This window comes from Candidatus Poriferisodalis sp., assembly GCF_965208485.1.
Classification (GTDB): Bacteria; Actinomycetota; Acidimicrobiia; order Acidimicrobiales; family Poriferisodalaceae; genus Poriferisodalis.
This window is the reverse complement of the sequence record NZ_OZ242344.1, coordinates 1,773,820-1,796,832: the sequence shown is the minus strand read 5'-3', so window position 1 is coordinate 1,796,832 and position 23,013 is coordinate 1,773,820. Positions and strand designations below refer to the sequence as shown.

The 23,013-nt window shown below is 67.6% G+C and carries 24 protein-coding genes; 9 read left to right on the top strand and 15 right to left on the bottom strand.

Annotation, left to right across the window (positions count from 1 at the left end; translation table 11 throughout):
* Nucleotides 1-55 precede the first annotated feature (55 nt).
* Nucleotides 56-2,491, top strand: coding sequence for a choice-of-anchor R domain-containing protein (locus ACOGXQ_RS08305; RefSeq protein WP_419946937.1), 2,436 nt, complete (start codon nt 56-58; stop codon nt 2,489-2,491).
* 456 nt (nt 2,492-2,947) lie between these two features.
* Nucleotides 2,948-4,111, top strand: coding sequence for an ATP-binding protein (locus tag ACOGXQ_RS08300; protein WP_419946936.1), 1,164 nt, complete (start codon nt 2,948-2,950; stop codon nt 4,109-4,111).
* Here ACOGXQ_RS08300 and ACOGXQ_RS08295 read toward each other — a convergent pair.
* A complete protein-coding gene (locus ACOGXQ_RS08295) occupies nt 4,089-4,493 on the bottom strand; it encodes a hypothetical protein (protein ID WP_419946935.1) in 405 nt (134 codons plus the stop codon). The two genes, ACOGXQ_RS08300 and ACOGXQ_RS08295, sit on opposite strands and share 23 nt — an antisense overlap.
* A gap of 13 nt (nt 4,494-4,506) precedes the next feature.
* Between ACOGXQ_RS08295 and ACOGXQ_RS08290 the strand changes: the two genes are divergently transcribed.
* Nucleotides 4,507-4,782, top strand: a complete 276-nt coding sequence (locus ACOGXQ_RS08290) for a hypothetical protein (protein ID WP_419946934.1) — start codon at nt 4,507-4,509, stop codon at nt 4,780-4,782.
* A gap of 53 nt (nt 4,783-4,835) precedes the next feature.
* Nucleotides 4,836-5,048 (top strand): hypothetical protein, encoded by a 213-nt coding sequence (locus tag ACOGXQ_RS08285; RefSeq protein WP_419946933.1) that lies wholly within the window; start codon nt 4,836-4,838, stop codon nt 5,046-5,048.
* A 32-nt stretch (nt 5,049-5,080) separates the two neighbouring features.
* Here the strand turns inward: ACOGXQ_RS08285 and ACOGXQ_RS08280 are convergent, their stop codons facing one another.
* Both ACOGXQ_RS08280 and ACOGXQ_RS08275 read right to left on the bottom strand, forming a co-directional pair.
* A complete protein-coding gene (locus ACOGXQ_RS08280) occupies nt 5,081-5,869 on the bottom strand; it encodes a maleylpyruvate isomerase family mycothiol-dependent enzyme (RefSeq protein WP_419946932.1) in 789 nt (262 codons plus the stop codon).
* 36 nt (nt 5,870-5,905) lie between these two features.
* A complete protein-coding gene (locus ACOGXQ_RS08275) occupies nt 5,906-6,325 on the bottom strand; it encodes a hypothetical protein (RefSeq protein ID WP_419946931.1) in 420 nt (139 codons plus the stop codon).
* Nucleotides 6,326-6,503: 178 nt separating this feature from the next.
* On the opposite strand from ACOGXQ_RS08275, the gene msrA reads away from it, so the two are divergent.
* Nucleotides 6,504-7,088, top strand: coding sequence for a peptide-methionine (S)-S-oxide reductase MsrA (gene msrA, locus ACOGXQ_RS08270; protein WP_419947365.1), 585 nt, complete (start codon nt 6,504-6,506; stop codon nt 7,086-7,088).
* Nucleotides 7,089-7,362: 274 nt separating this feature from the next.
* A complete protein-coding gene (locus ACOGXQ_RS08265; RefSeq protein WP_419946930.1) occupies nt 7,363-7,587 on the top strand; it encodes a hypothetical protein in 225 nt (74 codons plus the stop codon).
* 2 nt (nt 7,588-7,589) lie between these two features.
* Here the strand turns inward: ACOGXQ_RS08265 and ACOGXQ_RS08260 are convergent, their stop codons facing one another.
* From ACOGXQ_RS08260 to ACOGXQ_RS08215, 10 genes are all read right to left on the bottom strand, one after another.
* Complete coding sequence (locus tag ACOGXQ_RS08260) at nt 7,590-8,120, bottom strand: phosphatase PAP2 family protein (protein ID WP_419946929.1); 531 nt, start codon at nt 8,118-8,120, stop codon at nt 7,590-7,592.
* Nucleotides 8,120-8,524, bottom strand: coding sequence for a LysM peptidoglycan-binding domain-containing protein (locus tag ACOGXQ_RS08255; RefSeq protein ID WP_419946928.1), 405 nt, complete (start codon nt 8,522-8,524; stop codon nt 8,120-8,122). Before ACOGXQ_RS08255 ends, ACOGXQ_RS08260 begins: the two co-directional genes overlap by 1 nt.
* 38 nt (nt 8,525-8,562) lie before the next feature.
* Nucleotides 8,563-8,916: a LysM peptidoglycan-binding domain-containing protein gene (locus ACOGXQ_RS08250; RefSeq protein ID WP_419946927.1), complete on the bottom strand. Its 354-nt coding sequence runs from the start codon at nt 8,914-8,916 to the stop codon at nt 8,563-8,565.
* A gap of 3 nt (nt 8,917-8,919) precedes the next feature.
* Nucleotides 8,920-9,921 (bottom strand): type I methionyl aminopeptidase, encoded by a 1,002-nt coding sequence (gene map / locus ACOGXQ_RS08245; RefSeq protein WP_419946926.1) that lies wholly within the window; start codon nt 9,919-9,921, stop codon nt 8,920-8,922.
* A gap of 95 nt (nt 9,922-10,016) precedes the next feature.
* Complete coding sequence (locus ACOGXQ_RS08240) at nt 10,017-11,288, bottom strand: CaiB/BaiF CoA transferase family protein (protein ID WP_419946925.1); 1,272 nt, start codon at nt 11,286-11,288, stop codon at nt 10,017-10,019.
* Between the two features lie 70 nt (nt 11,289-11,358).
* On the bottom strand, nt 11,359-12,156 hold the full coding sequence (locus ACOGXQ_RS08235; RefSeq protein ID WP_419946924.1) for an enoyl-CoA hydratase/isomerase family protein: 798 nt from the start codon (nt 12,154-12,156) through the stop codon (nt 11,359-11,361).
* A gap of 11 nt (nt 12,157-12,167) precedes the next feature.
* A complete protein-coding gene (locus tag ACOGXQ_RS08230; RefSeq protein WP_419946923.1) occupies nt 12,168-12,659 on the bottom strand; it encodes an HIT family protein in 492 nt (163 codons plus the stop codon).
* 29 nt (nt 12,660-12,688) lie between these two features.
* A complete protein-coding gene (gene coaA / locus ACOGXQ_RS08225; protein ID WP_419946922.1) occupies nt 12,689-13,648 on the bottom strand; it encodes a type I pantothenate kinase in 960 nt (319 codons plus the stop codon).
* Between the two features lie 4 nt (nt 13,649-13,652).
* The gene (locus ACOGXQ_RS08220; protein WP_419946921.1) at nt 13,653-14,951 is read right to left on the bottom strand and encodes an NAD(P)/FAD-dependent oxidoreductase; all 1,299 of its coding nucleotides are present in this window, start codon (nt 14,949-14,951) and stop codon (nt 13,653-13,655) included.
* A 4-nt stretch (nt 14,952-14,955) separates the two neighbouring features.
* Entirely contained in the window at nt 14,956-17,124 is a 2,169-nt protein-coding gene (locus ACOGXQ_RS08215) for a VanW family protein (RefSeq protein WP_419946920.1), read from the bottom strand.
* A gap of 268 nt (nt 17,125-17,392) precedes the next feature.
* Here ACOGXQ_RS08215 and ACOGXQ_RS08210 point away from each other — a divergent pair, with 268 nt between their 5' ends.
* Both ACOGXQ_RS08210 and ACOGXQ_RS08205 read left to right on the top strand, forming a co-directional pair.
* The gene (locus ACOGXQ_RS08210) at nt 17,393-18,310 is read left to right on the top strand and encodes an SDR family oxidoreductase (RefSeq protein ID WP_419946919.1); all 918 of its coding nucleotides are present in this window, start codon (nt 17,393-17,395) and stop codon (nt 18,308-18,310) included.
* Nucleotides 18,311-18,383: 73 nt separating this feature from the next.
* Entirely contained in the window at nt 18,384-19,265 is an 882-nt protein-coding gene (locus ACOGXQ_RS08205) for a MaoC/PaaZ C-terminal domain-containing protein (protein WP_419946918.1), read from the top strand.
* A 30-nt stretch (nt 19,266-19,295) separates the two neighbouring features.
* Here the strand turns inward: ACOGXQ_RS08205 and nucS are convergent, their stop codons facing one another.
* Both nucS and ACOGXQ_RS08195 read right to left on the bottom strand, forming a co-directional pair.
* Nucleotides 19,296-19,955 carry an endonuclease NucS gene (gene nucS, locus ACOGXQ_RS08200; RefSeq protein WP_419946917.1) on the bottom strand — a complete coding sequence of 220 codons (660 nt, stop codon included), beginning with the start codon at nt 19,953-19,955 and terminating at the stop codon, nt 19,296-19,298.
* Nucleotides 19,956-19,958: 3 nt separating this feature from the next.
* The gene (locus tag ACOGXQ_RS08195; RefSeq protein WP_419946916.1) at nt 19,959-20,969 is read right to left on the bottom strand and encodes an MBL fold metallo-hydrolase; all 1,011 of its coding nucleotides are present in this window, start codon (nt 20,967-20,969) and stop codon (nt 19,959-19,961) included.
* 242 nt (nt 20,970-21,211) lie between these two features.
* Here ACOGXQ_RS08195 and ACOGXQ_RS08190 point away from each other — a divergent pair, with 242 nt between their 5' ends.
* The gene (locus ACOGXQ_RS08190) at nt 21,212-23,011 is read left to right on the top strand and encodes a PEP-utilizing enzyme (protein WP_419946915.1); all 1,800 of its coding nucleotides are present in this window, start codon (nt 21,212-21,214) and stop codon (nt 23,009-23,011) included.
* Nucleotides 23,012-23,013 lie beyond the last annotated feature (2 nt).

Sequence of the window (23,013 nt, the reverse complement as noted above, 5' to 3'; positions counted from 1 at the left end):
ACGCGATGACTCGATTGCCTGTGCTGGTCTGGCCACCGTCGAGATCGCCGACACGGTGCCGCTGCCGGGCGCGCCGCGGCTGACGGGCACTGCGCTGGGCCCGTTCGGGGCGGTGACGCTGTGGTGGGCCGCGCCTGTCGAGGGCGGCCCCGTGGAGGGCTATCGGGTGTGGCGCGGCCCCCGGCCTGACGAGCTGGCGGTGATCGCGGACGGCCTCGCCGCTGAGGTGACCACTTACACCGACACGACCACGCCGCCGGGCCAGACGCTGCACTACGCCGTGCAGGCCTACAACGGCACCGGAACCGGGCCCGCCTCTGGCGCCCTCAGCGCTGCCACGCCCGCGCTGCCCCAAGCACGCGCCGAGCCGGTGCTGATCGAGCCGGTGCTGGTCGAGTTCGTCGACCCCGAGCCGCTCATCGCCGCCCCCCAGAACGCAGAGACCCCGCTGGTCACCAACTTCGCGTACGGCACCGCAGGTGGGGGCAGCCAAGTTCTTGGATCTTTTGCGGGTGGGACGGCGCAGGCGTTCCAGTTGGACCCTTCCTCGGGCAGCTGGAGGCTCGAGGCGGTCGAGCTGCAGATGAGGCGACGGCAGTCAAGCATACGGAACCGGGGCCGTGTGACGATTCACGCCTCCCAGGGCCATCTTCCCGGTGAGGTGCTGTGGGAGCTGACCCCGCCGGCGGACTATCTCACCGACGCCGACACCGACTTCCGCACCTACCGGTTCAGCGCGCCCGAAGGCGCCGTCCTCGAGCAGGGCGACACCTACTGGCTGGTGCTGCGACATGTGGAGAGCGGCGCGGCCGAGTCGACCACATCGGGGGTGAGCAGAAGGCCGGCGGCGTTTGCGGTCCTCTCGGACAACCAGGACGGTCCCGGCTTCTCCATATGGGATTACTTCCTGTCTCGCGGGATCGGGGACGCCTGGGACAGGTCGACCTCAAATAGCCGGGTTGCGTTGGCGGTGTACGGGGAGCAGTTCGACGAGCCTGCTAATGAGGCGTCGCGCAGTGTGGTGGCTGCGTTTCATCGGTCGCGTGATGTGGACTGGTTCAAGATGACGGGTCTGGAGGCGGGCCGGGTGTATGTGGTTGATGTGCTGGGCGAGCAGCGTGGGGGCGGCAGCGCCCGGCGTGCGGCGATCGTGGGCATCTACGACGCCGACTCGACGCGGCTCGACAACGACGGCAGCGGCGGCGATGACGATTATCAGTTGCACAGCGTGGGGGGCTTTGCGCGTGGTCGCGCTTATTTTTCGCCGCCGTCGGATGGGGATTATTTCGTGGGGGTGGAGCTGTCGCATCTGTCGGGTGGGGTGTGGGCGTTCTACAGCGATGTGGTGTCGGATCCGGCGTCGGCGCCCGCTGGTGCGCTGGTGGATCGCTGCCACAGATGCGGGCTCCGGGAGGCGTATGTGGTGCTGTCCACCTACACGGTGGCGGTGACCGACCTGCGCAGCACCACCGTTCATTCTCTGGGCGCTGAGGTCGCTGCGGACGCGGCGACGGTGGCGGTGGGGTCGAGCGTGGAGGGGTTCTTGCACGACAGCTTCACGCTCGGCGCGCTCACGACCGGCGCGGGCGCGCAGCTGGTGCGGGTGGAGGGGCTCGAGGCGGGCCGCCGCAACCAGTTCACGCTCAGGATGCACGACATCGGCGGGTCGCTGCTCAACGACGTCAGGCCGTTTATCTCCAACATTAACGTCGACTTCGACGTCGCTTCGGAGGGGATGATAAGCCTTCATGACTTCGGGGTTGCGGGGGGCTTTTCCCGCACCAGCGGCTCCTGGGAGCATTGGTTCACCCAGGCCGCTTCGGACTATGTGCGCACGGCGGCCAATTTCGAGAACGAGGCGCTCCATCTGTCTGCCCATGACGGCTCGCTCAACCAGCCGCCGAGCGCGTATTTGGGGTCGCGTTACACGCTGTATGCGTGGGGCGAGGCCGAGGATCCCGTGGGGGAGGCCCCCGGCGAGGACCTGCCCGGCACCGACGGGTGGCGCTGGCGGCTGCGCCGGCATCTGTTCACGCCGGGGTTCGTGAGCGCCGACGCCGGAGAGGCGGCGGTGTCGGCGACGGTGGACCGTGACGGCGACAGCGACTGGTTCCGGGCGTGGATGAGCATGCACGACTACAACACCGTGACGGTCACCCAGACCGCGTCGGCGGGCTGTCTGCGGGTGCGCATGTACCAGTCCCCCACGATCAACGACGTGGGGGTTCCGTGGATCCGCGGCGAGAGCGAGTGGTCGAACGCGACGCGCATCACCGCCGCCTGGGACCCCTACTACGACCACGGCGGGCTGCGCGAGCAGTTCACCTTCGAGGGCATCCACTACATCAGCGTCGAGGCCGGCCCGCTGTACACCCACAACACCGACAGCACCACCCGCTGCACCCTGTCGGGCCTGACCAGCACCCAGCGAGCCGACTACACCCGATCGAACCCCCGCACCGAATACACCGTCACCTTCACCAACAACTAGCGCCGCGTCAGCAAACGTTTGCGCGGTTGCTGGCGCCGTCGCTTCGCCTGCGAGCAGGCCCTCCAGCGATCCCCGCCACAGCGAAGGTTGCTTGACACGGCACTAGCCGCACCGCCGGCCGCGGCGTCGCCCACGCCGATTCGGCCGGTACCTCGCAGCGGATGGCACCGTCGCCAGAGCGCACCAAAAGGACCTCCACCAAGCCTGCGGCCAGCCTCGCAAGATCGCACGCTCTGGCCATGTCCGCGCTCGCCGAACAGCGCATCGTGTCCGCAGAAAATCCTCAGGCATGGACCACGACGGGCCGATCAGTTGATCGCCCCCTCAGCAATTGACAGAAATTACTTGCAGCAGCAGTAAGCAGCATAATTCGCTGTAATCTCTATTGAAACTCTCTGCGCAACGTGATGCCATCGCGGGTCCGCACCTGAGACACGACATGGGCAAGGGAAATCCATGGACCGACTGCTCAACCCGTTCCGCCCCGGCGCAGGCACGGCGCCTGGAGCGCTTGTCGGCCGAGACGAACTGATCGACGAATTCGGCGTCACGCTCCGCAGGACCATTGCTGGGCAGCCCGGCAAGAGCTGCATGCCGCTCGGGCTGCGAGGAGTCGGCAAGACCGTGCTGCTCAACCGCTTTCTGCAGATCGCCTCTGATGAGGGAGTCCGCACGGCCTTCATCGAGGCGACGGACTCGGGCAGCTTCGCCGGCCAGCTTGCGATACGGCTTCGCCGCGTCCTTCTCGAGCTGGCGACAACACCAGTGCGCCGCGCGGTCACGCGTGCGCTCGGCGCGCTGAGGGCATTTTCGCTGCGGTTGCCGGACGGCACGAGCATCTCCGTCGGCGTGGAGGCGACACAAGGCATCGCAGACTCCGGCGTTCTGGACGAGGATCTTGCCGATCTGCTCGTGGCCACGGGAGAGGCGGCTGCTGAATGCGGGACGGGTGTCGTGCTTGCTGTGGACGAGGCGCAGTATCTCAGCGCGCAGGAGATGGGGGCTGTCATCGGTGCCGTGCACCGAACCTCGCAGCTCGACCTCCCGGTGCTGCTGTTGGCTGCTGGCTTGCCGCAGCTGCGGGGCCTCGCCGGACGGGCACGTACCTACACCGAACGGCTTTTCACGTTTCCCGAGATCGACGTGCTCGACAGCACTGATGCCCGCGCAGCGCTGACGATCCCGGCGGCAGACCACGAGGTCGAGTTCACGCCTGAGGCCGCCGACGCCATCGTGGAGTTGGCTCGCGGCTACCCCTATTTCGTGCAGGAGTGGGGCTACCACGCCTGGAACGCGGCGCCGAAGAGCCCGATCACGCTCGACGACGTACAAGCCACAGTGCCGACGGTGGTCGAGACCCTCGACCGGGACTTCTTCGGAGTGCGCTTCGACCGCCTGACGCCGAAGGAACGGCAGTACCTGCGAGCCATGGCGGACCTCGGACCGGGCCCGCACCGCTCCGGCGACATCGCGAACGCGCTCGGCGTCCTCGTCACGTCGGTAGCGCCCCGCAGGTCGGGGCTCATCTCCAAGGGCATGCTGTACAGCCCGGCACATGGCGACACGGCCTTCACGGTCCCCCTGTTCGACGAATTCCTCAAGCGAACCATGGGGGAGTGAGCCGGCGGCTGCTGTTGGGCGGCCGGTTCTCGAGCTGATGCACTGCGGGCTTGGACACGCCGCGCCGCTCGGCGACCTGTCCGAGACTCATGTCATTGCGGGCGCGCAGCGTCGCCAGTACGTGACTGGCCATGATCTGGCTGTAGGCATCTTCGACCGCCGTCGTTGGGGTGGGCCACGAATAGTCCTCGCCCGTCGGCACGCACGCAGCCGCCGCTGCTTGGGCGCTGGAGAGCAGGATGCGGAAGCGGTCGATGACGTGCCGTGGGTGTGGGAGCCGGTCGTGATCGACGTGGAGAACCGGCGCCCCACATGGGTGGACGAGTGTGCGGATCCGAGCGCGCCGCTTCGCCGGATACAGCTGGCTGTCACAGGGACTCACTACGATCCAAGCCGTGACGGCGCGCCGCAACCCCTCCGGACGTCCCGCCGACACGCCCGAGCATGTTTGGCGGCGCCAGATGGACGCCATCCGCGCCCGCAGCGTTCCGCAGCGTCTCGAGGAATGGCGCCAGCTCAACGAGGCGGGTGCGGTCATGGAGGAGAGGTCGGTGCGAATGCGTCACCCCGACTACGACGACCGCGAAGTCTTCTTGGGTCTCGTCGTTGCCCGCTACGGCCCCGAGCTCGCCGGCGAAGTCTGGCCTGATTCCGCGGGAATCGAACCCTGATCGATCTCACTGCCGCGCTGGAGCGCACGGTCGGTGCCCTCGAGTCTGCCGGCTTGGACTACATCGTGGTCGGCTCCACGGCCGCGGCGGCGTGGGGGACGGCCCGGATGACCCGCGATGTGGACATCGTGGTCCTCCTGGTGCCCGATTCTGGCGAGACGGTCCTCGAAGCGCTTAACGTTCTCGACGTCAGTTACATGCACCGATGGGCAGCCGAGCTGGGCGTACAAGACGATCTGACCGAACTGCTCGCCGAACAAACCTGATTCGCTCAACAAGCAGCGGCACAGGTTGCCGGCTACATCGTGAAGCGCAGGTTGCGGGCGGCGTGGGCGCCGATCTCGGCGTCGCCCGACCACGTGACCAGTCCTGCGGCAATCGGGCCTTCGGGGTCGATGCGCCCGCAGGCGAGATCCATGAACGCCATCGAGTCGCAGTGCAACGTCACGTCGGGATTCTCGACGTGGTCGACCTCGCGGGCCCGGCCGTCGACCTGCACGTAGACATCGCGTTCGACAGCGCCGGTGATGTCGAAGCGCATGGTGGCGCCGTCGGGCAGCCCGACTCGCTTGCCGGCGATGTACCCGATGGACAGGTGCACCTCGTTCAGTGCCATCTCGGCGGCAGGCCCGCCGTTGCCGGTCGGCATTCCCAAGGGCGTGCGGCAGTCGCGCTCGTGCATCCAGTGGTCGAATTCGCGGATCGCCATGAAGCGGCTGTAGGTGCCCGGACCCACCGGGGTGATCGAACCGCGGGCGAACACCTCGTCGTCGAGCGCCTCGAGCTCTGCGACGCGCCCGGCCCAGACCTCCGCGGCCAGCGCCGCGAGTTCCGGCCCGCTCATGGCCATCGCTGCGGTGACGTACCCCGCGACATCCCCGAAGGGCGGCGGCGTCTCTACCGATTCGGGCAGCCAGCCCGACAGCGCCTGCTCCACGGATACTTGGTGGGCCAGCACGCCGTGGGTGGTCCAGTCGGGGCAGTGCGACTGCACGTCCCACTGGTCGCCCTCGAGCGAGCCGTAGAGCTCGTTGCAGCTCGCCCAGCAGGCCTTGAGGTTGTCGACAATCAGTTCTCGTTCGCTCATTGCGGTGTCTGTCCTTCTGTTCGTTCGGCTCTCTGTTCAGCCGGTCTGCTCAGCCGGTCTCGGCCCGGATGCGGGTGATGATCTCATCGAGCCGGTCGATCTCGCCTCCACCGATCGGGAACCGGCCCGGAAGATGGCGGTGGCGTTCACCGAGGCCCAATCAAAGCCCAACGTGTTGATCACCGCAGCCCGCTCGGCCACGGCATCCAGATCGGTGCAGAACTCCTTGTCCCGCTCGCTGCGCGGCGGCGACGCCAGCATCGTCTGGGTGCCGATCTCGGCCGGGTCACGACCGAAGTCCTCCCCGGTCTCCCGTCGGAGGTGTGCTTCGGCAATCTCCGACTCGACGATCCCCGTCTCGCAGTCCACCGACGTCGCCGTGCCCGAGAACACCGAGAACACCGTCTCCTCGCCGACGCGTTCCAGCGTCTCGGCCGGGATCAGCGATTCGCTCATGCGCCCGACACTACGGGGCAGCGCTGTGGAGTGCTGCGGGCATGGGTCGTCCGCGCAGCCCGGATGGTCCGCCGCCAGTAGCGTTTGAGGCACAGCAGGAGGAAGAGCCGTGGCGTTGTGGTCGAGGAAGCTGGAGCTGCCGGACGCTGAGGGTGCGCTGGCGGGACGCAGCCAGACGATGCCCGTGGCACCGGCGCATGTCGTGCTCGGCACGCCGATGACGCCGCCATTCCCCGAGGGATTCAGGCAGATCGTGGTCGGCATGGGCTGCTTCTGGGGTGCCGAGCGCATCTTCTGGCAGCTTCCGGGCGTCTACACCACCGCCGTGGGCTACGCCGGCGGCATCACGCCGAATCCCAGCTACGAGGAGGTGTGCTCGGGCCTGACCGGCCACACCGAAGCCGTGCTCGCAGTGTTCGATCCGGCGGTCACGAGCCTCGAGGCGATGCTCAAGGCGTTCTGGGAGGGCCACGACCCGACCCAAGGCATGCGACAGGGCAACGACATCGGCACCCAGTACCGCTCGGGCATCTACGTCGCGAACGAGGACGCACTGGCGACTGCCACATCGTCGAGGGACATGTTCCAGGCCGTGCTCGACGATGCCGGCTTGGGCGCCATCACCACCGAGATCTGCCTGGCCGGATCCTTCTACTACGCCGAGGACTACCACCAGCAGTACCTGCACAAGATCCCGTGGGGCTATTGCGGCCTGGGCAGCACCGGCCAAGTCTGCCCCGTAGGGGTTGTCGCCGCAGATTGAGCTGAACCTGCTCGCAGCGTCCCGGCGAATCAGACGAACGCGCTCGCGAACGCAGTGATGGTCTCGTCGGTCACGGCCTCCCCGCTCAGGCACTCGCGCAGCGGCGCCACGTACTCACGCATCATCGCGATCGGGCGATCGGGCGATCGGGCGATCGGGCGATCGGGCGGCGGCTCGCCGTGCTGACGGTGACGAGCCGCGAGTGCGAGATAGGGTGAGCGACACAACCGGCAACGTCGCCTGCAGAGGTGCCGAGCGCCCCGAGGGAGCACAGATGACCGAGACCACCGAACCGACTCGGACCGCTGAACCCCGGATCATCTCCGACGCGCTCGAGGTCATCGACCATGCACTGGGCGATTTCTTCAGTCGCGAGCTGGTCTCCTCAGTGGAGGTCACCGACGTGCTGCTCGACGTGCGCACGCTGCTGCGCCGCGGCGACGAAGCTGCTGCAGCGCCCGCCGCCTCCAAGGGTTCTCAGGGCGTCGCTCGGGCCTGAATTCAGCGGCGCATCAGACGGACAGCGAACCGCCCGATTGCTTCGCCGAGCGCTGCGCCGGCGATGACATCGCTGGCGTGATGCAGGCGCACATGAATGCGCGAGGCCGCCACGATGACAGCCGCGAGTCGGTACAGCGGCCCGAGCCGGGAACCGCGCGACAGCACAACTGCCGCGCAGAACGCCGCCGACGCGTGGCCTGAGGGAAAGCTCGAGCTGATCGGCTGACGGAGCCGGTGGTGGGTCGGGTTCTCCGCCGCCGTGCCTGGCCTGCGACGGGCAAAGAGCCGCTTGACGCCTTGGTTCACGACCAGCGACTCGAGTGCCATGAGCGCGCTGAAGCGAAGCGCATCGGAAGCTTCCCGGCGTGGTGCCAGTGCCCGGATCGCGCCCAGGACATGCCAGATCTGGCTGAATTCGCCGACATCCGAAGCGCCGTACATGACGCGATCGACCAGTTTGCGCCCTCTCATGACCTCCCACCAGCGGTCGACGGCGCCGTCGAAGCGCGCAAGCCGTTGCGCCGCTGACATCAACCAGACCCCGCAACGGTGATCGGCGGTGCCGTGGTGGTCGGCAGCAGCGGCGGAAGGACCGGATCGGTGGCGGGCGCAATGGTGAGCAGCGGCCCGGAATTCGGATCCGGAGGCGGGGGAATCAGCAGGACTTGGTCCACCCGGATCAACGTGGGATCGGCGATGTTGTTGACCCGCACCAAGTCGTTGAGATGAATGCCGTGCCGATCGGCAATCTGGATGAGCGTGTCCCCGCGCACCACCGTGTAGGGCGTCAGCAGCTCCGGCTCCGTGGTGGTCGTTGTGGGAACAGCAGCCGGCGCCGCCGTCGTGGCAGAGACATCGGTACGTGATGCGCCGGGCAGCAGCGAGCAGCCGCTCACCGCCCCGGCGAAGGCGAGGCCCATCGCGACCGCTGTCACACCCCGAGCCCAGTCTCGAACAACCGCAAGTGAAGCCGTCACTGAGACGTGTCGGCGCCGACGACCGTCGGCGGGATGACGAGCTGCTCGCCGATGCGCAGCAGCGTGTCCTCCTTGCCGTTCTCTTCCATGAGTGCCTGCACTGTCACGTCGAACCCGTTTGCGATCTTGCTGAGCGTGTCGCCTGGCTGGACGACGTAGATGTGGCGCTGGGGCGGGGGCGGGGCGATGGTCGTGGTCGTGAGCTGGGGTCGCAGCGTGGTGAGCACGGGCAGCGTGGTCGGGATCGGCTCGGCCTCGGGCTCGGTCTCGCAGCCCGAGGCCCACACCGCGGCAACGCACAGCACGGTGGCCGCGCACGCAGCCGCCGCCACGGCGCGCGCCCGGGACATGACTCAGCCGGCCCGTGCCGACGCGGTGCTCAGCTGCTGGGGCCAGTTGTCCGGGTCAAGGCGCTCCTGCACCTCGCCTCCCAGGAACGGCTGGGGCTCCTCCGCGGTCACGGTCAGCAGCTCCGTGCCGCCGACGGTCACTGCCACCGTGTGCTCGAACTGGGCAGTGCGGCTGCGGTCAGCGGTCATTGCCGTCCAGCCGTCTGGCCAGAGCTGGGCACGCGGCATGCCCATAGTGATCATCGGCTCCACGGTGAACGTCATGCCCTCGACCAGCTCGGTGCGTGCGGCAGGGTCGTAGTAGTGCGGGATGTTGGGGAGCCGGTGGAAGATCTGCCCGATGCCGTGGCCGACGAACTCACGCACGACGCCGTAGCCCTCTGCCTCGGCACGCGCCTGGATGGCCTTGCCGATGTCGCACACTCGTGCGCCTGGCCGGACCGCCGCTATGCCGTGATACATGGACTCGCGCGTCACCTCGACGAGTCGCTGCGAGGACGCATCCACCTCGCCGACGGCGAACGTCTCGGAGTGGTCTCCGTGAACGCCGCCCACGAAGATCGTCACGTCGCAGTTCACGATGTCGCCGTCTCGCAGGGCCCGGTCGTCAGGTATGCCGTGGCAGATGATCTCGTTGACCGAGGTGCACAGCGACTTGGGGTAGCCGTTGTAGTTGAGTGGGCTCGGATAGCCGCCCTCGGCAATGCACGCCTCGTGGCAGACCTCGTCGAGATGGTCGCTCGTGACCCCCGGCGCGATCTCCGCGGCTACAGCCGCCAGCACACGGCGTGCCGCCGAGCCTGCCAACCGCATCGCTTCGATCGTGGCGCCGTCGGAGGGCTCGACATTGTGCGGGGCCGGACCTGAGCGGCCGCTGAGCGCGTAGGGCGGCAGTGCGATGTTGCTCGGCACTGCACGCCGGGGTGAGACCTGTCCGGCGACGATCGGCTCGAAGCCCGACGGCCTCGACCGCGCCGCCGGCATCCGACGCTTGCGTCTGCCCATCATGGTCACGCTACCTGCGAGGGGACACCCCGTCGTATCGCTCTGCAACGGTTCTTCCGGAGCGGCCCGACGAACCGTCCCCGACGCTGGGGCACTCAGTCGGGGCTGACGCCGGATGCCCCCTCCGGCGGTTCGGCGAGCCCTGCGAGAACCTGGTCATTGTGCTCGCCCAGCTTGGGGGCACGGCGGTAGATGCCCGGCGGTGTAGCGCTCATGCGGATCGGCGGGGCGATCTGCACGATCGGCCGCCCGACGGGCTGGTCAACCGCAACGAGCATGTCGCGGGCGGCGACGTGCGAATCGCTGAACAAGTCGATTGGATGGTTCACCGGTCCGCAGGGCACCTTGCCCCCGATCGCGGCGATGACCTCAGCGTTCGTGAGTGCTGCGGCCCACTGCGTCAGCGCAGCGATGATCTCGTCGCGGTGGTGGTATCGCGCCCGCAACGTGCGGGTCTCTTCCGCCCAGGCCCACTCGGGTCGGCCCATGGCAACAGCCAGCTCGCGCCAGTGATTGTCGGTGGGAGCGCCGATGGCGATGGCACCGTCTGAAGTCTCGAAGATGTCGAACGGCACGATGAACTGGTTCTTGTTGCCGCTGGGGGGCGTGTCGGGTTCGCCCAACACGCTGTAGCGAGTGACGCCCACCTCGCTGAGGGCCATCACTGCGTCCACCATCGAGACGTCCACGAACTGCCCCTCGCCGGTCCGTTGCGCATGGAACAACGCCGCCAGCACCCCCATGGCGCCGATCGTGCCGGGGTACGTGTCGCCGATGTAGGGACCCACCACGTGCCGATCGTCGGGGCCGCTGCCGGTGGCCGAGACCATGCCGGACATGGCTTGGGCCACGACGTCGTACGCCGGCCAGTCGACATACGGACTCTCGCCCGACCGTGGATCGCCGAAGCCTCGAATGGCGCCGTACACGAGCCGGGGATTGCGCTCGTGGAGCACCTCCCAGCCGACCCCGAGCCCGTCCATCACCCCCGCGCGCATGTTCTCCACCAGCGCATCAGCGGTGTCGACGAGCTGCAGGAACTTCTCGCGGTCGTCGTCGTCGGTCAGATCGAGCACGACGCCGCGCTTGTTGCGGTTGTAGTTGGCGAACCCGGCGCCGAAGTTGCGCTCGGTGTCCTCGCGGGTGAAGGGCGCCATCTTGCGCGCCAGCTCGCCTCGCGGCGGCTCCACCTTGATGACATCAGCCCCGAGATCGGCCAGCATCATCGTCGACCAGGGTCCGGCCAAGGCGTGGGTGCAGTCGATGATGCGGACGCCTTGCAGCGGGCCGGTGTTCTCGGTCGCCATCGGCGCAACCTGCTCATGTGCGGTGAGATGGTCCTCGTCAGGGGGATCCAGCTTTGTCATGGCCCTCTCTCGACCTCTTTCGGCCTCTCTCGGCTTCTCTGCACCACTGCAGGCGATCAGGTGCAGGCGATCAGGTGAAGTTCGGGCGGCGCTTCTCGACGATGGCGGCGTGACCCTCCCGCGCATCGGGGCCTGAGAAGCCCAGCATTTCGAGAGCGGCGGAGGTGTCGAAGATCGGCCCGGCCATCCGCATCCAGTTGTTCAGGCTGTGCTTCGTCCAGCGGATCGCGCTCTGGCTGCCCTTGGCCAGCCGGCGAGCTATGGCGAACGCCTCGTCGATCACAGCGTCATCGTCGACCGCCTTGCTGACCAGGCCCATCTCGTCGGCTTCGGCGCCCGTGATGGTGTCGCAGGTCAGCAGGTAGTACTTCGACTTCGCCATGCCGCACAGGATCGGCCACACGATCGCGGCGTGATCGCCCGCGGCGACGCCCAGCCTGGTGTGACCGTCCACGATGCGCGCACTGCGTCCGGCGACCGAGATGTCGGCCATGAGTGCCGCCGCCAGGCCGGCTCCGACTGCGACGCCCTCGATCGCCGACACGATGATCTTGGAGCAGTTGATCATGTTGTAGACGATGTCCCGAGCCTCACGCAGGGCTCGCTGGCGTGTCTCGAAGTCGTCCATGATCTCTTGGATCATGTCCAGGTCGCCGCCGGCGGAGAAGGTGCCGTTGGCGCCGCGGATCACCGCCACCCTGGTGTCGGGATCGGTGTCGACCGCCCGCCAGACATCGGCCAACGCCAGGTGTTTCGGGGCGTCGACCGAGTTCAGCCGGCCCGGCGTGTCGATGACGATCTCCAGCACGCCGTCGCCGTCGGGACCTACGACTTGCAACGCAGCAAAGGGGGCATAGCGGTCGTTCATGGCACCCGACGCTAGCTCGGAGGCGCGGCAGTCGCCCGGGCTTCAGGAGCCGCTGCACTGAGCTTCCGGTACGCGGATTCGATCTCGCCGGCCGGGGCAAACAGTCGCTCCCACGGGTGCAGCAGCCGATCCCGCCCGTACCGGGGGATCACATGGATATGGAAGTGAAACTGCGTCTGGTCTGCAGCGGCGCCGTTGTTGTTGAGCAAGTTCACGCCCGCCGGCGCCAGCCGCTCGCGCACCAGTTCCGCCACCCGACGCGCTGCCTGCATGATGTGTGCCGCATCCTCATCGGTGAGATCCCACACATCGGTGACGTGGCGGCGGGGGATGACCAGGCAATGTCCCACGGTCATCGGCAGGCGGTCCATGAACGCCACCGCATGGTCGTCCTCGTAGAAGCGCAGCGCCGGAATGTCGCCCGCCGCAATCGAGCAGAACGTGCAGTCCGGCATGCGCTCGGGGGCGGGCTGGCCTGGGGCAGGAGGGTTCACGGTGTCCATCGATCGTCGGGAGATCGGCTCGTCGGCGGTTAGTGGTACCGGAGCTCGACGTGGTCGATGACGTGGTCGTGACCCTTGGCAAGCACCAGATCGGCTCGTGCGCGTGTGGGGAGGATGTTCTCTTGCAGGTTCACCAAATTGATCGAGCGCCAGATCGTGCGGGCGACGGCGTCGGCGGCAGACGGCGGCAGGTCCGCGAACTGGGCGAAGTAGGCCGAGCGCTCGCGGAACACGGTTTTGCGAAGCTGCTGGAAGCGCTCGACATACCACTCCTCGAGGTCTTCGGCTTCGGCGTCTACGTAGATCGTGAAGTCGAAGAAGTCCGACACGAAGGGCGTGTTCGAGGGAGGACCGGTCTGCAGCACGTTCAAGCCCTCGACGATGAGGATGTCCGGGTGGTTGATGAGCTGAACCTTGTCGGTGACGTCGTAGATGATGTGCGAGTACACCGGCGCAGCGACATCGGGTTCACCGCTCGAGATCCGCCGCAGAAAATCCCGCAAGTCGCCGCGCCGGTACGACTCCGGGAAGCCCTTGCGGCCGAGAATGCCGCGCCGGGTCAGCTCAGCGTTCGGCATCAGGAACCCGTCCGTGGTGACCAGGTCGACTTCAGGATGATCGGGCCAGGAGGCCAGGACGGCTTGGAGGATGCGCGCTGTCGTGCTCTTGCCCGCGGAGACGCTCCCGCCGATGCCGATCAGGTACGGCCTCGGCGGGAGCACCCTGCCGAAGAAGCCCTCGGTCGTCGCACGCAGCTGCCGCTTCGCGGCAACTCGCAGGTTCAGCAGCCGCGACAGGGGCAGGTAGATGTCTCGCACCATGTCGAGCGTCACCGGCTCGACGAGTCCGGCGAGCGCCTCGAGTTCCGCCTCAGTCAACGAGAGCGGGGTTGCGTCCCGCAGCTTCGCCCATTGCTCGCGGGTGAACCGGCAATGCCGGTTGTCGATGCCCGGCTCGAACGTGCTGTCGAACGTAGTTGCGTCCGTCACCCGCCTAGCTTGGCGAACGTGAGGGCACGGGCGCAACTGCAACCGCTTCGGACGCGTAGGCACCTCGCGCATTGGTCATGCCCCGATTCCAACGGCGAGGGGTGGCGACAGCTGCCCGGGGATAGTCCTCGAACATCCAGCGGGCGAATTGCCGCTGGGTCCAGCCCGTCGCATCGACCATTCCCAGCGCGACCTCGGCGAGTCGTTCATGGGCCAAGATCCGGCTGAGGCCTCGAGCCAGTCGGTGGTCAAGCGCGTACTCGGCTTGCGCGCCGGCCACGTAGCGAGCGGCGACGCTGTGCGGGGGGCCGCCACGCGCAATCGCGCTTGCTGCCATGCGCCCCATCTGGATCGCTTGGCCGATGCCCTCGCCGGTCAGCGGGTCCGCGGCCGCTGCAGCGTCACCGCAGATCAGCACCCGCCCATGTGCCAACGACAGCCCGCCGAGGCGCGCCGGGATCGGCCATGCTCGTGTCGTCCCATCGGGTTCGTGGGGGCCGAGTACGCCGGCGATGTGCGGGCGCTCGGTGAGACCGGCCCAGACGGCTGCAACCTCTGTGCCGACGAGGGTGCCGGTGCCGCTCGCCGAACTGCGCTGGCCGGTCTTGCGGGGCTGGCCGGTCTTGCGGGGAATGCCGAAGCCGACATTGACTCGGCCGTCCCCGAGAGGGAACGACCAAGCGTAGCCGGGAAGCAGGTCCGGTTCGAACCACACCCACATGCGGCGAGCCGCTTCGCCGCTCGCTCGCAGATAGCCGCGGAATGCGTGCCAGTCCCCCCGGTAACGCGCAGGACCGATGCCGAGCGCTTTGCGGACGGCGGAGTAGACGCCGTCGGCGGCGACGACGAATCGAGCCGTGATGAGATCGTCGTCGCTGAGGCGGATCGATGCGACGCTCGCGCTGTCGCCGGGATCGGTGAATCCAGCGAAGGCAGTGCCAAGCCGGACATCAGCACCTGATGCGACCGCGAGGTCGACGAGTGCCGAATCCAGCTGGGTGCGGCGGCAGACGGCGGCGAACTGCCCCCGCCCGCCCGGCAGCGGCAGCCGGATGATGCGACCCCCCGGTGCGCGCACACAGGCGGTCTCGACCTGCATCCATGAGTCCAGCAGTGCGGGCCGCAGCCCCAAGCACTCGAGCTCGCGCAGCGCGAGGGTGGTGAGTCCGTCCCCGCAGCACTTGTCGCGTCCCTGCGCCGCCCGGTCGGCGACCACCACATCGAGGCCGGCGCGTCGAGCCCACACGGCTGCGGATGCACCCGCCGGGCCAGCGCCCACGACGAGAACGTCGACTGCGGTCATCGCCTCATGACCGCGCGGGCTCAGTGGTCTCGTCGGCACCGACTTCATCGCCGGACGGCTCGTCCTGCGAGTCGTCGGTGTCATCGGGTGTGCCCCCCTCCGGCGTGCTGCCGCCCGGATCGCTTGCATCGCCGGTGCCGTTGCCATCCGGCCCATCACCCTCGAACCCAGGGCTTTCGCCCGACTCGTCGTCCTGGGCGAGCGCTTCGAGGTCGACATCGAGGCACGGATCGTCGGGGTATCTAGGCAATTCGGAGTCGCGTTCTCCAGGCTTCTCGACGCATTCGAGCGGGGGGCACTCGACGATTGACCCGTCGGCACGCTCGCTGCCGTCTTCGACCACCCCGTCGTCCGCGTCCTCGGTCGCTTCCGACAGCCCCGTCCGCGCCTGTTCTTCTCCAGCGGCTCCCTCTTCTGCGGTCTCATCAGGTGCCAGCAGCGGGTCGATGCACCGCCTCGGCACCGAACGGGTGCCGTCGCAGTTGCGGCCTTCCTCGGGCCGGTAGCGAGCATGGAACGTGTCCGTGTCGGTGGTCCCGTCGGAGAACATCCGCGTCCGATCCGTGCGGACACGTCGGCAGAACTCCCGCGTCTCCTCCTCGGGCTCTCCGATCGTCACCACGACATTGCGAGTCGAATAGATCTCCACGGTGATGGACGTGTCGGTGTAGGCAGGCCAGATCAGGATGCCGTAGGGAGTCGGGTTGGTGAATCGGAGATCAGGCTTGGGATAGGAGATGGTCGGGTCGAGTCCGTAGGGGTAACGGCTGAGGTACAGCGAATGCGTCTGGTACTCGTCGATGTCCATGCCAGCGTGAATCAGCGCATTGAAGATCGTGGTGGCGAATTGCGAGACCCCGCCCCCGATGTCATCTATGACGACGCCTTTCTCGATGAAGCCGCCTTCGACGAAGCCCTTCTCCTCGGTGCGCTTGCCGACATGCCCATTCAACGAAAGGCTCTGGCCTCCTTCGACCACCACGCCCCGCATGAGGTCGGCGAAGAGCTGGATGTTGGTCACACGGGACTGGCAGCAGGCGTGCTTGGTGGTGAAGGCGCCGACGAGCTCGACGATCCCGAGCGACTCCAGGTAGGTCTGCTCTTCCCGGCTGACTGCCGGGCGCGACGGCAGAGCGATCGGACCCTCGACGCCCGACAGCAAGGCCTCAGCGGTCAGGGTGCCGGCCTCATCTGCGCAGCACGCTTGGGCGCCATCGCTCGCCACAACCGTCGGCACACCGTCGACAACGGTCATGGCCGCGGTGGTGACCGCGGCAGATTGCGCCGAGAAGACCTCCTCGAAATACGGGCCGACGCCTTCGGTGCTGAAGCTGATCATCGGAGGCGACGCATTCGGGTCCAGCGTCAACCAGCCGGCGATTGCTTCGAGCGTGAGCTCGTGTGAGTGGTCCTTGTAGGTCACGACGAGATTGCGCCCGTATCGCTCGTGAGCCTCGTCGACCGCCTGCTGCAGTTCGGGCGTGATTTCCAGCGGCTGGCTCTGCTGCAGTCGGGCAGCAATCTCGATTCGGGCGTAGGCGCGTGCAATGCCCTCGAGGATTTGGTCGACGATTGCGTCGGCGTCGACCACTTGGCCGGGTCGGCCCAAGTCGACCGCCAGGCTGTTGTCGACGACGATGATGGATGGGGGAGTGGCCGTCACGCCGAGCTCGGTGGCGCCTGCGAGCACGGCGCGGGCCACGGGGCGCTCGACGCGGAACCGGCGCTCGGAGAACTGCGGATCTGCCGACAGCGCCGACCACGGCTCGGCCGCCGAGCCCGCATCTGACCCGGTGCTCGCGGATCGCCGTTCCTTGACGGCGTTGTAGGTGGCGTCGCTCTCGAGCGTGATGCCGAGGTCGGCGATGGTCAGCTGCAATTCCCCGACGTCAGTACGCACGAGCACTGGCGTGGCAGCCAACTCTGCTGCAAGCCTGGCGATGCGGAGCTGCAGTGCATCAGGACTCACCTCGGTGGGCGTGCCGGTTTCAGGGGCCGGAATGACCGGCGGCACTTGGGTCGGGGCAGGTCCGTCGGTCGTTGCCGGGGCCGTCGGCGCGGGTGCGTCTGCTGAGTCCCTGACGGAGAGGACGGCGGTTGCAGCGATCGCCGAGACCAAGATCGCCGTCGCGCTGATGATCGACCACTTGGGCGCCCACGACGACCATTGCACGAGGGTTGAGCGTACGGGTCGCACAAGGCCGCGGAGCGTCAGCTTGGAACGTCAGTTGGCGGGTCTGAGTCCTGAGTCCGAGCGGGCCGCGAGCCCGTACCAGCCGAGAGTCGGCGCGGGCGTGCGAAGCAACAGCGCGTGTGGCAAGCGAAACCTGCGAAGACCAGGTGTCTGTGCGATACTCCGAGCCGTCGTCACCGCATGTGCGACGGTTCAGCGGTGCCGCAAGAGGACAGCAGCAGGCGGCCAAGAAGGGACGCAGGACACCATGAGCAAGCTGTGCGAAGGTCGGGTCGTCATCGTGACCGGGGGTGCCCGGGGCATAGGGCGCGAGCACTGTCTCATGCTCGCCTCCCATGGGGCAAAGGTGGTCTGCAATGACCTCGGCGGCGCCCGAGACGGCACTGGCGCCGACACCGGACCCGCTGATGAGGTAGTCGCGGAGATTGCGGCGATGGGCGGGGAGGCCGTTGCCAACGGCGACGATGTCTCCGATTGGGAGGGCGCTCAGCGGCTGGTGAACCAGGCCGTCGAGACCTTCGGAGATCTCCACGGCATCGTCAACAACGCAGGCATCCTGCGCGACCGCATGCTCGTCAACATGACCGAGGCCGAGTGGGACGCCGTGATCAAGGTGCACCTCAAAGGCACCTTCGCTCCCGCACGCTGGGCCGGTTCCTACTGGCGGGAGAAGTCGAAGGCGGGCGAGCAGGTCGACGCCTCGATCGTCAACACCACCTCGGTCTCGGGCATCTACGGCAACCCTGGCCAGACCAACTACGGCGCCGCCAAGATGGGCATTGCAGCCTTCACGATCATCGCAGCGCGCGAACTGGGCCGTTACGGCGTACGCGTCAACGCCGTGGCACCGGGTGCGCTGACACGCATGACCGAGGACTTGGGCATGGGCCAAGCCTCAGAGGAAGACCAAGCGCTCATGCACCCGCGCTACATCGCGCCGATCGTCACTTGGCTCTGCTCGGAAGACGCGGCCGGAGTGAGCGGCCGGATCTTCGAGGCATCGGGGCGGATGCTCGCCGTCGCCGAAGGCTGGGAGCGCGGGCCGACAGTGGACGCCATCGACGACCCCACCCGCATCGGCGAAGCGGCCCGGCAGCTGGTGCGCGACGCTCGCCTCAACAGCGGCATGAACGGGCAGCCTGCCGACGGCGGCGTGGCCGACTGAGCAGTCGGCACTCGCGCTCTCCGAACCCGGCAAGACTCCAACAGACTCGAACAGATCAGAGAGGACAACAGGCATGGGACTCAATCCAGACGCGGTCGGAGCGACCGGCAAGACGACCACCAGGGCGTGGACATTTCGAGACTCGCTGCTCTACGCCGTCGGCATCGGCGCCGGCGCCGAGGATCCGTTCGGGTCCGAGCTGGAGTTCACGACCCACAATTCCAAGAACATCACCCACAGGGCATTCCCGACCCAGGGTGTCGTGATCGGCTTCGGCGCCGGCGGAGCGATGGCCCAGGCCGGCGACATCGACTGGGGCAAGCTGCTTCACGGAAGCCAGGGCATCACCGTGCACCGGCCGATCCCCACCGAAGGCAGCGTGGAGATCACCGACCGCATCGCGGGCATGTGGGACAAGGGCGAGGGCCGCAACGCAATCATCGACACCGAGGCCTCGGCAGTCGATTCCGACAGCGGCGATGTGCTGTTCGAGCTGCGAAGCTCGGTCGTGATCCGCGGCTCCGGCGGATTCGGCGGCGAGGCAGGCAGCACGGCCTCGCTGGTCAGCGCGCCCGACCGTGACCCCGACTACGAGGTCACCTACCAGACTCGTCCCGATCAGGCCCTCACGTACCGTCTGAGCGGCGACTACAACCCGCTCCACAGCGACCCGTGGTTCGCCACCGAGCTCGCAGGCTTTCCCAAGCCGATCCTGCATGGGCTGTGCACCTACGGGTTCACCGGTCGGGCACTGTTGCACACCCTGTGCGAGGGCGACCCGTCACGCTTCCGCTCGATGGACTCGCGGTTCTCGGCGCCGGTGTTCCCCGGCGATTCGCTGACCGTCCAAGTGTGGGACGACGGCGAGGGCCGAGCGATCTACCGCACCATCGCCCAGAAGGACACCGACGAAGCTCGCGTAGTCATCGACAACGGACTGTGCATCTACGCCTAGCTGTCGGCGCCGCCTCGCGCGGCGGGAGGGCTAGAACAACTTGAGGGCGTCGCTGGTCATGCCGCGGAGTTCGTCGTAGTCGAGCACGACACAGCGGATGCCTCGATCAGCCGCCAGCACCCGCGCTTGGGGTTTGATCTCTTGTGCGGCGAAGACGCCGTTCACCGGCGCGAGGCGAGCATCCCGGTTCAGGTAGTCGAGATAGCGGCAGAGCTGCTCGACCCCGCCGATCTCGCCCCGCCGCTTGATCTCCACCGCCAGCGTGCCGCCGTCGCTGTCGCGGCACAGCAGGTCGACGGGACCGATGTCGGTCGGGTACTCGCGGCGCACCAGCACGGTGTGGTCGCCCAGCGTCTCGGGATGCGCGGCCACGAGCTCCTGCAGATGCGCCTCGACCCCGTCCCGCTCGAGGCCCGGGTCGGCACCGAAGGCGTGTGTGGTGTCGCTGAGCACCTCTGCCAATTGGATCTCGAGGCGCTCGCCCCGTTCGTTCGTCACGCGCCACACGTCCGGCTCGCAGACGAGCCGGTTCGGGGCGTTCATCCAGTTCAGCGGCTTGTAGGCGCCGCCGTCGGCATGAATGGCGACGCAGCCGTCGGCCTTCACCATGATCAGGCGTACAGCCTCGGGCAGGTGCGCATCGAGCCGGCCTGAATAGTCGACCGTGCAGCGAGCGATGACCAGCCGCACTGTCTAAGCGACCGCAGTCAGCTCGTAGACCGAGGTGAGCTTGGGCTCGCCGTCGTCGCCGTCCACGACGCGCGCACGGCCGGTCTCGACGAGGTGCAGCATGTGGGCGTACACCGAGCTCGCTGCGGGATACCACAGCCGCTTGTCATAGGCCTCGTACATCTTGGGCACGAAGTCGGCGATGCGGCACGGACCGGGACGCATATGCGTGACGATTTGCGCTTCGCGGTCGCTGCGGTGGGCGATGAACGATCGCACGTAGGCCGTCGGCTCCGGGATCGGCGGGCCGTGCGTCGGCCAGTACCGCTCGTGGTCGGATTCGAGCAGCTTTTCCAGCGAGGCCAAGTAGTCCTGCATCGATCCGTCAGGCGGTCCGACGACGCTCGTCGCCCAGCCCATGACGTGGTCGCCCGAGAAGAGAGCGTTCTCTTCAATCAGCTCGTAGCAGAGGTGATTCGAGCAGTGTCCGGGCGTGTGTATGGCGCGGAGCGTCCAGCCGTCACCGGTGACGATGTCGCCGTCCGTCAATGCCACGTCCGGGACGAAGTCTGTGTCGGCGCCCTCGCGCTTCAGCTCGGGGGGCAGAGCGTCGAACTCGGACTGGTACTTCTTCTGCTCTTCGGCGCTGATGTACTCGGAGAAGTCGACGCGGTCGTCGGGATCGAGCTTCCACACGCTCGCATGCGGTCCGTAGCCGTAGCTGAGCGCTCCGGTCCTGGCGACCAGGTCGCCAGTCAAGGGAGAGTGATCGCTGTGGGTATGGGTGACGAACGCAGCGCCGACGGTCTCGCCGGACTCCAGCGCACTCATGACATCGTCGAGATGGCTCTCCAGCGGAGGCCCTGCGTCGATGACGGCCACCTCGCCGCGACCGACGATGTAGGTGCCGGTGCCCCGATAGGTGAACGGCGTCGGGTTCTTGCAGATGACCCGGCGGATGAGCGGGCTCACCTGGTCGCAGGCGCCATAGGTGAACTCGCCCAGATCCCGGTAGTGCTCAATGGTCACCGGCATCGGCCCCTCCAAGTTGGTCGCGACGCGTGCGTGACGGTCTAGCATCACATCACGGCTTGGTCGGGCAGCCGCCATGAGGGGGAGGCGGCTGCCCGACCCGCTTCGTCTCCGCAGCGCTCCTCGCTGAACCGCTTGAGGCGACGAACCCCGCCAGTACACCCAACGTGGCAAGCTTCGCCGTTGCGACGCGCGAGGCTGTGCGGCGCATCATGCGTATGCATTCGCGACCGCTGGGAGAGGACATGGCAGACCTGACAGATCGAAGCGGCGGCTACTTCGTCGGCACAAAGCCCTCGGAGCGCTATCCCATCTGGACACGCGCCAACGTGGGCGAGGTGTTCCCCGACCCGGTGAGGATGAGCACCTTCGACTTCGCGTTCCAGAACGACGACGGCATTCGCATATCCGAGCTGGGCTTCCGCGATGCCTACGTGGAGATGGGCGCGTTCGGCTACGACGAATTCGATCCCGACAACTGCGTCTTTCTGGGCGTCTTCGGGGGTTACGCCTACCTCAACGCCGCTGTGGGCCGCGTGTTCGGCGCCCGCGCCCCTGGCATCGACGTGGACACGGTCGATCGGACTTTCTTCGGCGAGCAGCCGGGCATCCCGCCGTACGAACCGCATCCCGATGACGCCAGCCCCGAAGCCGAACAGCGCATCGGCGAGACCTTCCTGATGCTGTTCGCGGCACCGGAACTGCCGGAGGTCTTCGAGGACGAACGCAACATCGCCGAGCTGCGAGCACAGCGGCCCGACTTCGCCCAGATGGGCGATCACGAGATCATCGACTGGATCAGCGATTTCCTGGAGTCGGGCTACGCGGACGGCGCCGGCTTCCGGCTGCTGTTCGCACGTCACCTGAAGACATCGTTTCTGGCTGCCGTGCCGTTGGGCGCGCTCGAACAGGTCTGCACGGCGCTGGGCCGGCCAGAGGACACGCTCAAGCTGGTAGCCGGCTACGGGGACGTGGCCTCCGCCGCGCCGTCGGATGCGATGTGGGAACTCGGGCGGCAGGTCGCCTCATCGAGCGTGCTGGGGGAATTGTTCGATGCGGGACCGGCGGGCTTGGCCGACCGTTTGGCGGCGGCAGGCCCCGACGACGCTTCAGGCGATGTTGCGGCGTTCAATGAGGCGTTCGGCTCGTTCGTCTATGAGTTCGGCTCGCGGGGGCCGAACGAGTGGGAGATGAGCTGCCCGACCTGGGAGACCGATCCCGACATCGCGCTGGCCGCCATCGACCGCATGCGCCTGGCGCCCGCCGATGCCGAGCCCGCGCTGCGGCGCGCCGGACTGGCCGCCCAGCGGGAGGCGCTGGCCGCAGAGATCTCGGCGGCGCTGGAGGCTGATCCGGAGACGCAGATGCAGTTCAGCTTGGCGCTCGGGGCTGCGGCGGTGTACCTGCCGGGACGTGAGCGGACCAAGACGAACTGCGTGCGCTACGTGAACGAGTGCCGCATCGCGTCGCGGGTCCTGGGCCAGCGGCTCGTCGGGCGTGGGCAGTTCACCGGGGAAACCGAGTTCGGCATGCTGCGGCTGTCCGAGGTTCACGAGATGCTCGACGACCCGACCGGCTGGGCAGAGGCCATTGCCGAGCGTCAGGCCAAGTGGGACGATGCCGCTTCTCGTCAGGAGCCGTTCGTCATTGTCGGCGATCCGCCGCCGATGTCTGAGTGGCCTCGCCGCGGCGCTGCCGACTTGCCTCTGCTGGACGCGGGCGAGACGCTCGCCGGTTTGCCGGGCTGTCCCGGGGTGGCGCGCGGTCGCGCCCGGGTGGTGCTCGACAGCAGCGATCCGACCGCGCTGCAGCCCGGGGACGTGCTCGTGGCGCCCCTCACCGATCCGTCATGGACTCCGCTGTTCGTCAGTGCGAGCGCGGTCGTCGTGGACGTCGGGGCAGCGCTCAGCCACTCCGTCATCGTCAGCCGCGAACTGGGCCTGCCCTGCGTCGTGTCCGCGATGGGGGCCACGGGGCGCATACCCGACGGCGCGCTCATCGAGGTCGACGGCGACACCGGCGTGATCACTGTGCTGGAGCTGTGACG

Excerpts from the sequence above, each read along its gene's own strand:
- ACOGXQ_RS08265 (WP_419946930.1), top strand. The coding sequence starts at position 7,363 with ATGACCGAGACCACCGAACCGACTCGGACCGCTGAACCCCGGATCATC.
- ACOGXQ_RS08230 (WP_419946923.1), bottom strand. The coding sequence starts at position 12,659 with ATGGACACCGTGAACCCTCCTGCCCCAGGCCAGCCCGCCCCCGAGCGC.
- ACOGXQ_RS08250 (WP_419946927.1), bottom strand. The coding sequence starts at position 8,916 with ATGTCCCGGGCGCGCGCCGTGGCGGCGGCTGCGTGCGCGGCCACCGTG.
- msrA (WP_419947365.1), top strand. The coding sequence starts at position 6,504 with ATGCCCGTGGCACCGGCGCATGTCGTGCTCGGCACGCCGATGACGCCG.
- ACOGXQ_RS08210 (WP_419946919.1), top strand. The coding sequence starts at position 17,393 with ATGAGCAAGCTGTGCGAAGGTCGGGTCGTCATCGTGACCGGGGGTGCC.
- ACOGXQ_RS08195 (WP_419946916.1), bottom strand. The coding sequence starts at position 20,969 with ATGCCGGTGACCATTGAGCACTACCGGGATCTGGGCGAGTTCACCTAT.
- ACOGXQ_RS08275 (WP_419946931.1), bottom strand. The coding sequence starts at position 6,325 with ATGAGCGAATCGCTGATCCCGGCCGAGACGCTGGAACGCGTCGGCGAG.
- ACOGXQ_RS08300 (WP_419946936.1), top strand. The coding sequence starts at position 2,948 with ATGGACCGACTGCTCAACCCGTTCCGCCCCGGCGCAGGCACGGCGCCT.
- ACOGXQ_RS08220 (WP_419946921.1), bottom strand. The coding sequence starts at position 14,951 with ATGACCGCAGTCGACGTTCTCGTCGTGGGCGCTGGCCCGGCGGGTGCA.
- map (WP_419946926.1), bottom strand. The coding sequence starts at position 9,921 with ATGGGCAGACGCAAGCGTCGGATGCCGGCGGCGCGGTCGAGGCCGTCG.
- ACOGXQ_RS08205 (WP_419946918.1), top strand. The coding sequence starts at position 18,384 with ATGGGACTCAATCCAGACGCGGTCGGAGCGACCGGCAAGACGACCACC.
- ACOGXQ_RS08280 (WP_419946932.1), bottom strand. The coding sequence starts at position 5,869 with ATGAGCGAACGAGAACTGATTGTCGACAACCTCAAGGCCTGCTGGGCG.
- ACOGXQ_RS08240 (WP_419946925.1), bottom strand. The coding sequence starts at position 11,288 with ATGACAAAGCTGGATCCCCCTGACGAGGACCATCTCACCGCACATGAG.
- ACOGXQ_RS08260 (WP_419946929.1), bottom strand. The coding sequence starts at position 8,120 with ATGTCAGCGGCGCAACGGCTTGCGCGCTTCGACGGCGCCGTCGACCGC.
- ACOGXQ_RS08190 (WP_419946915.1), top strand. The coding sequence starts at position 21,212 with ATGGCAGACCTGACAGATCGAAGCGGCGGCTACTTCGTCGGCACAAAG.
- ACOGXQ_RS08235 (WP_419946924.1), bottom strand. The coding sequence starts at position 12,156 with ATGAACGACCGCTATGCCCCCTTTGCTGCGTTGCAAGTCGTAGGTCCC.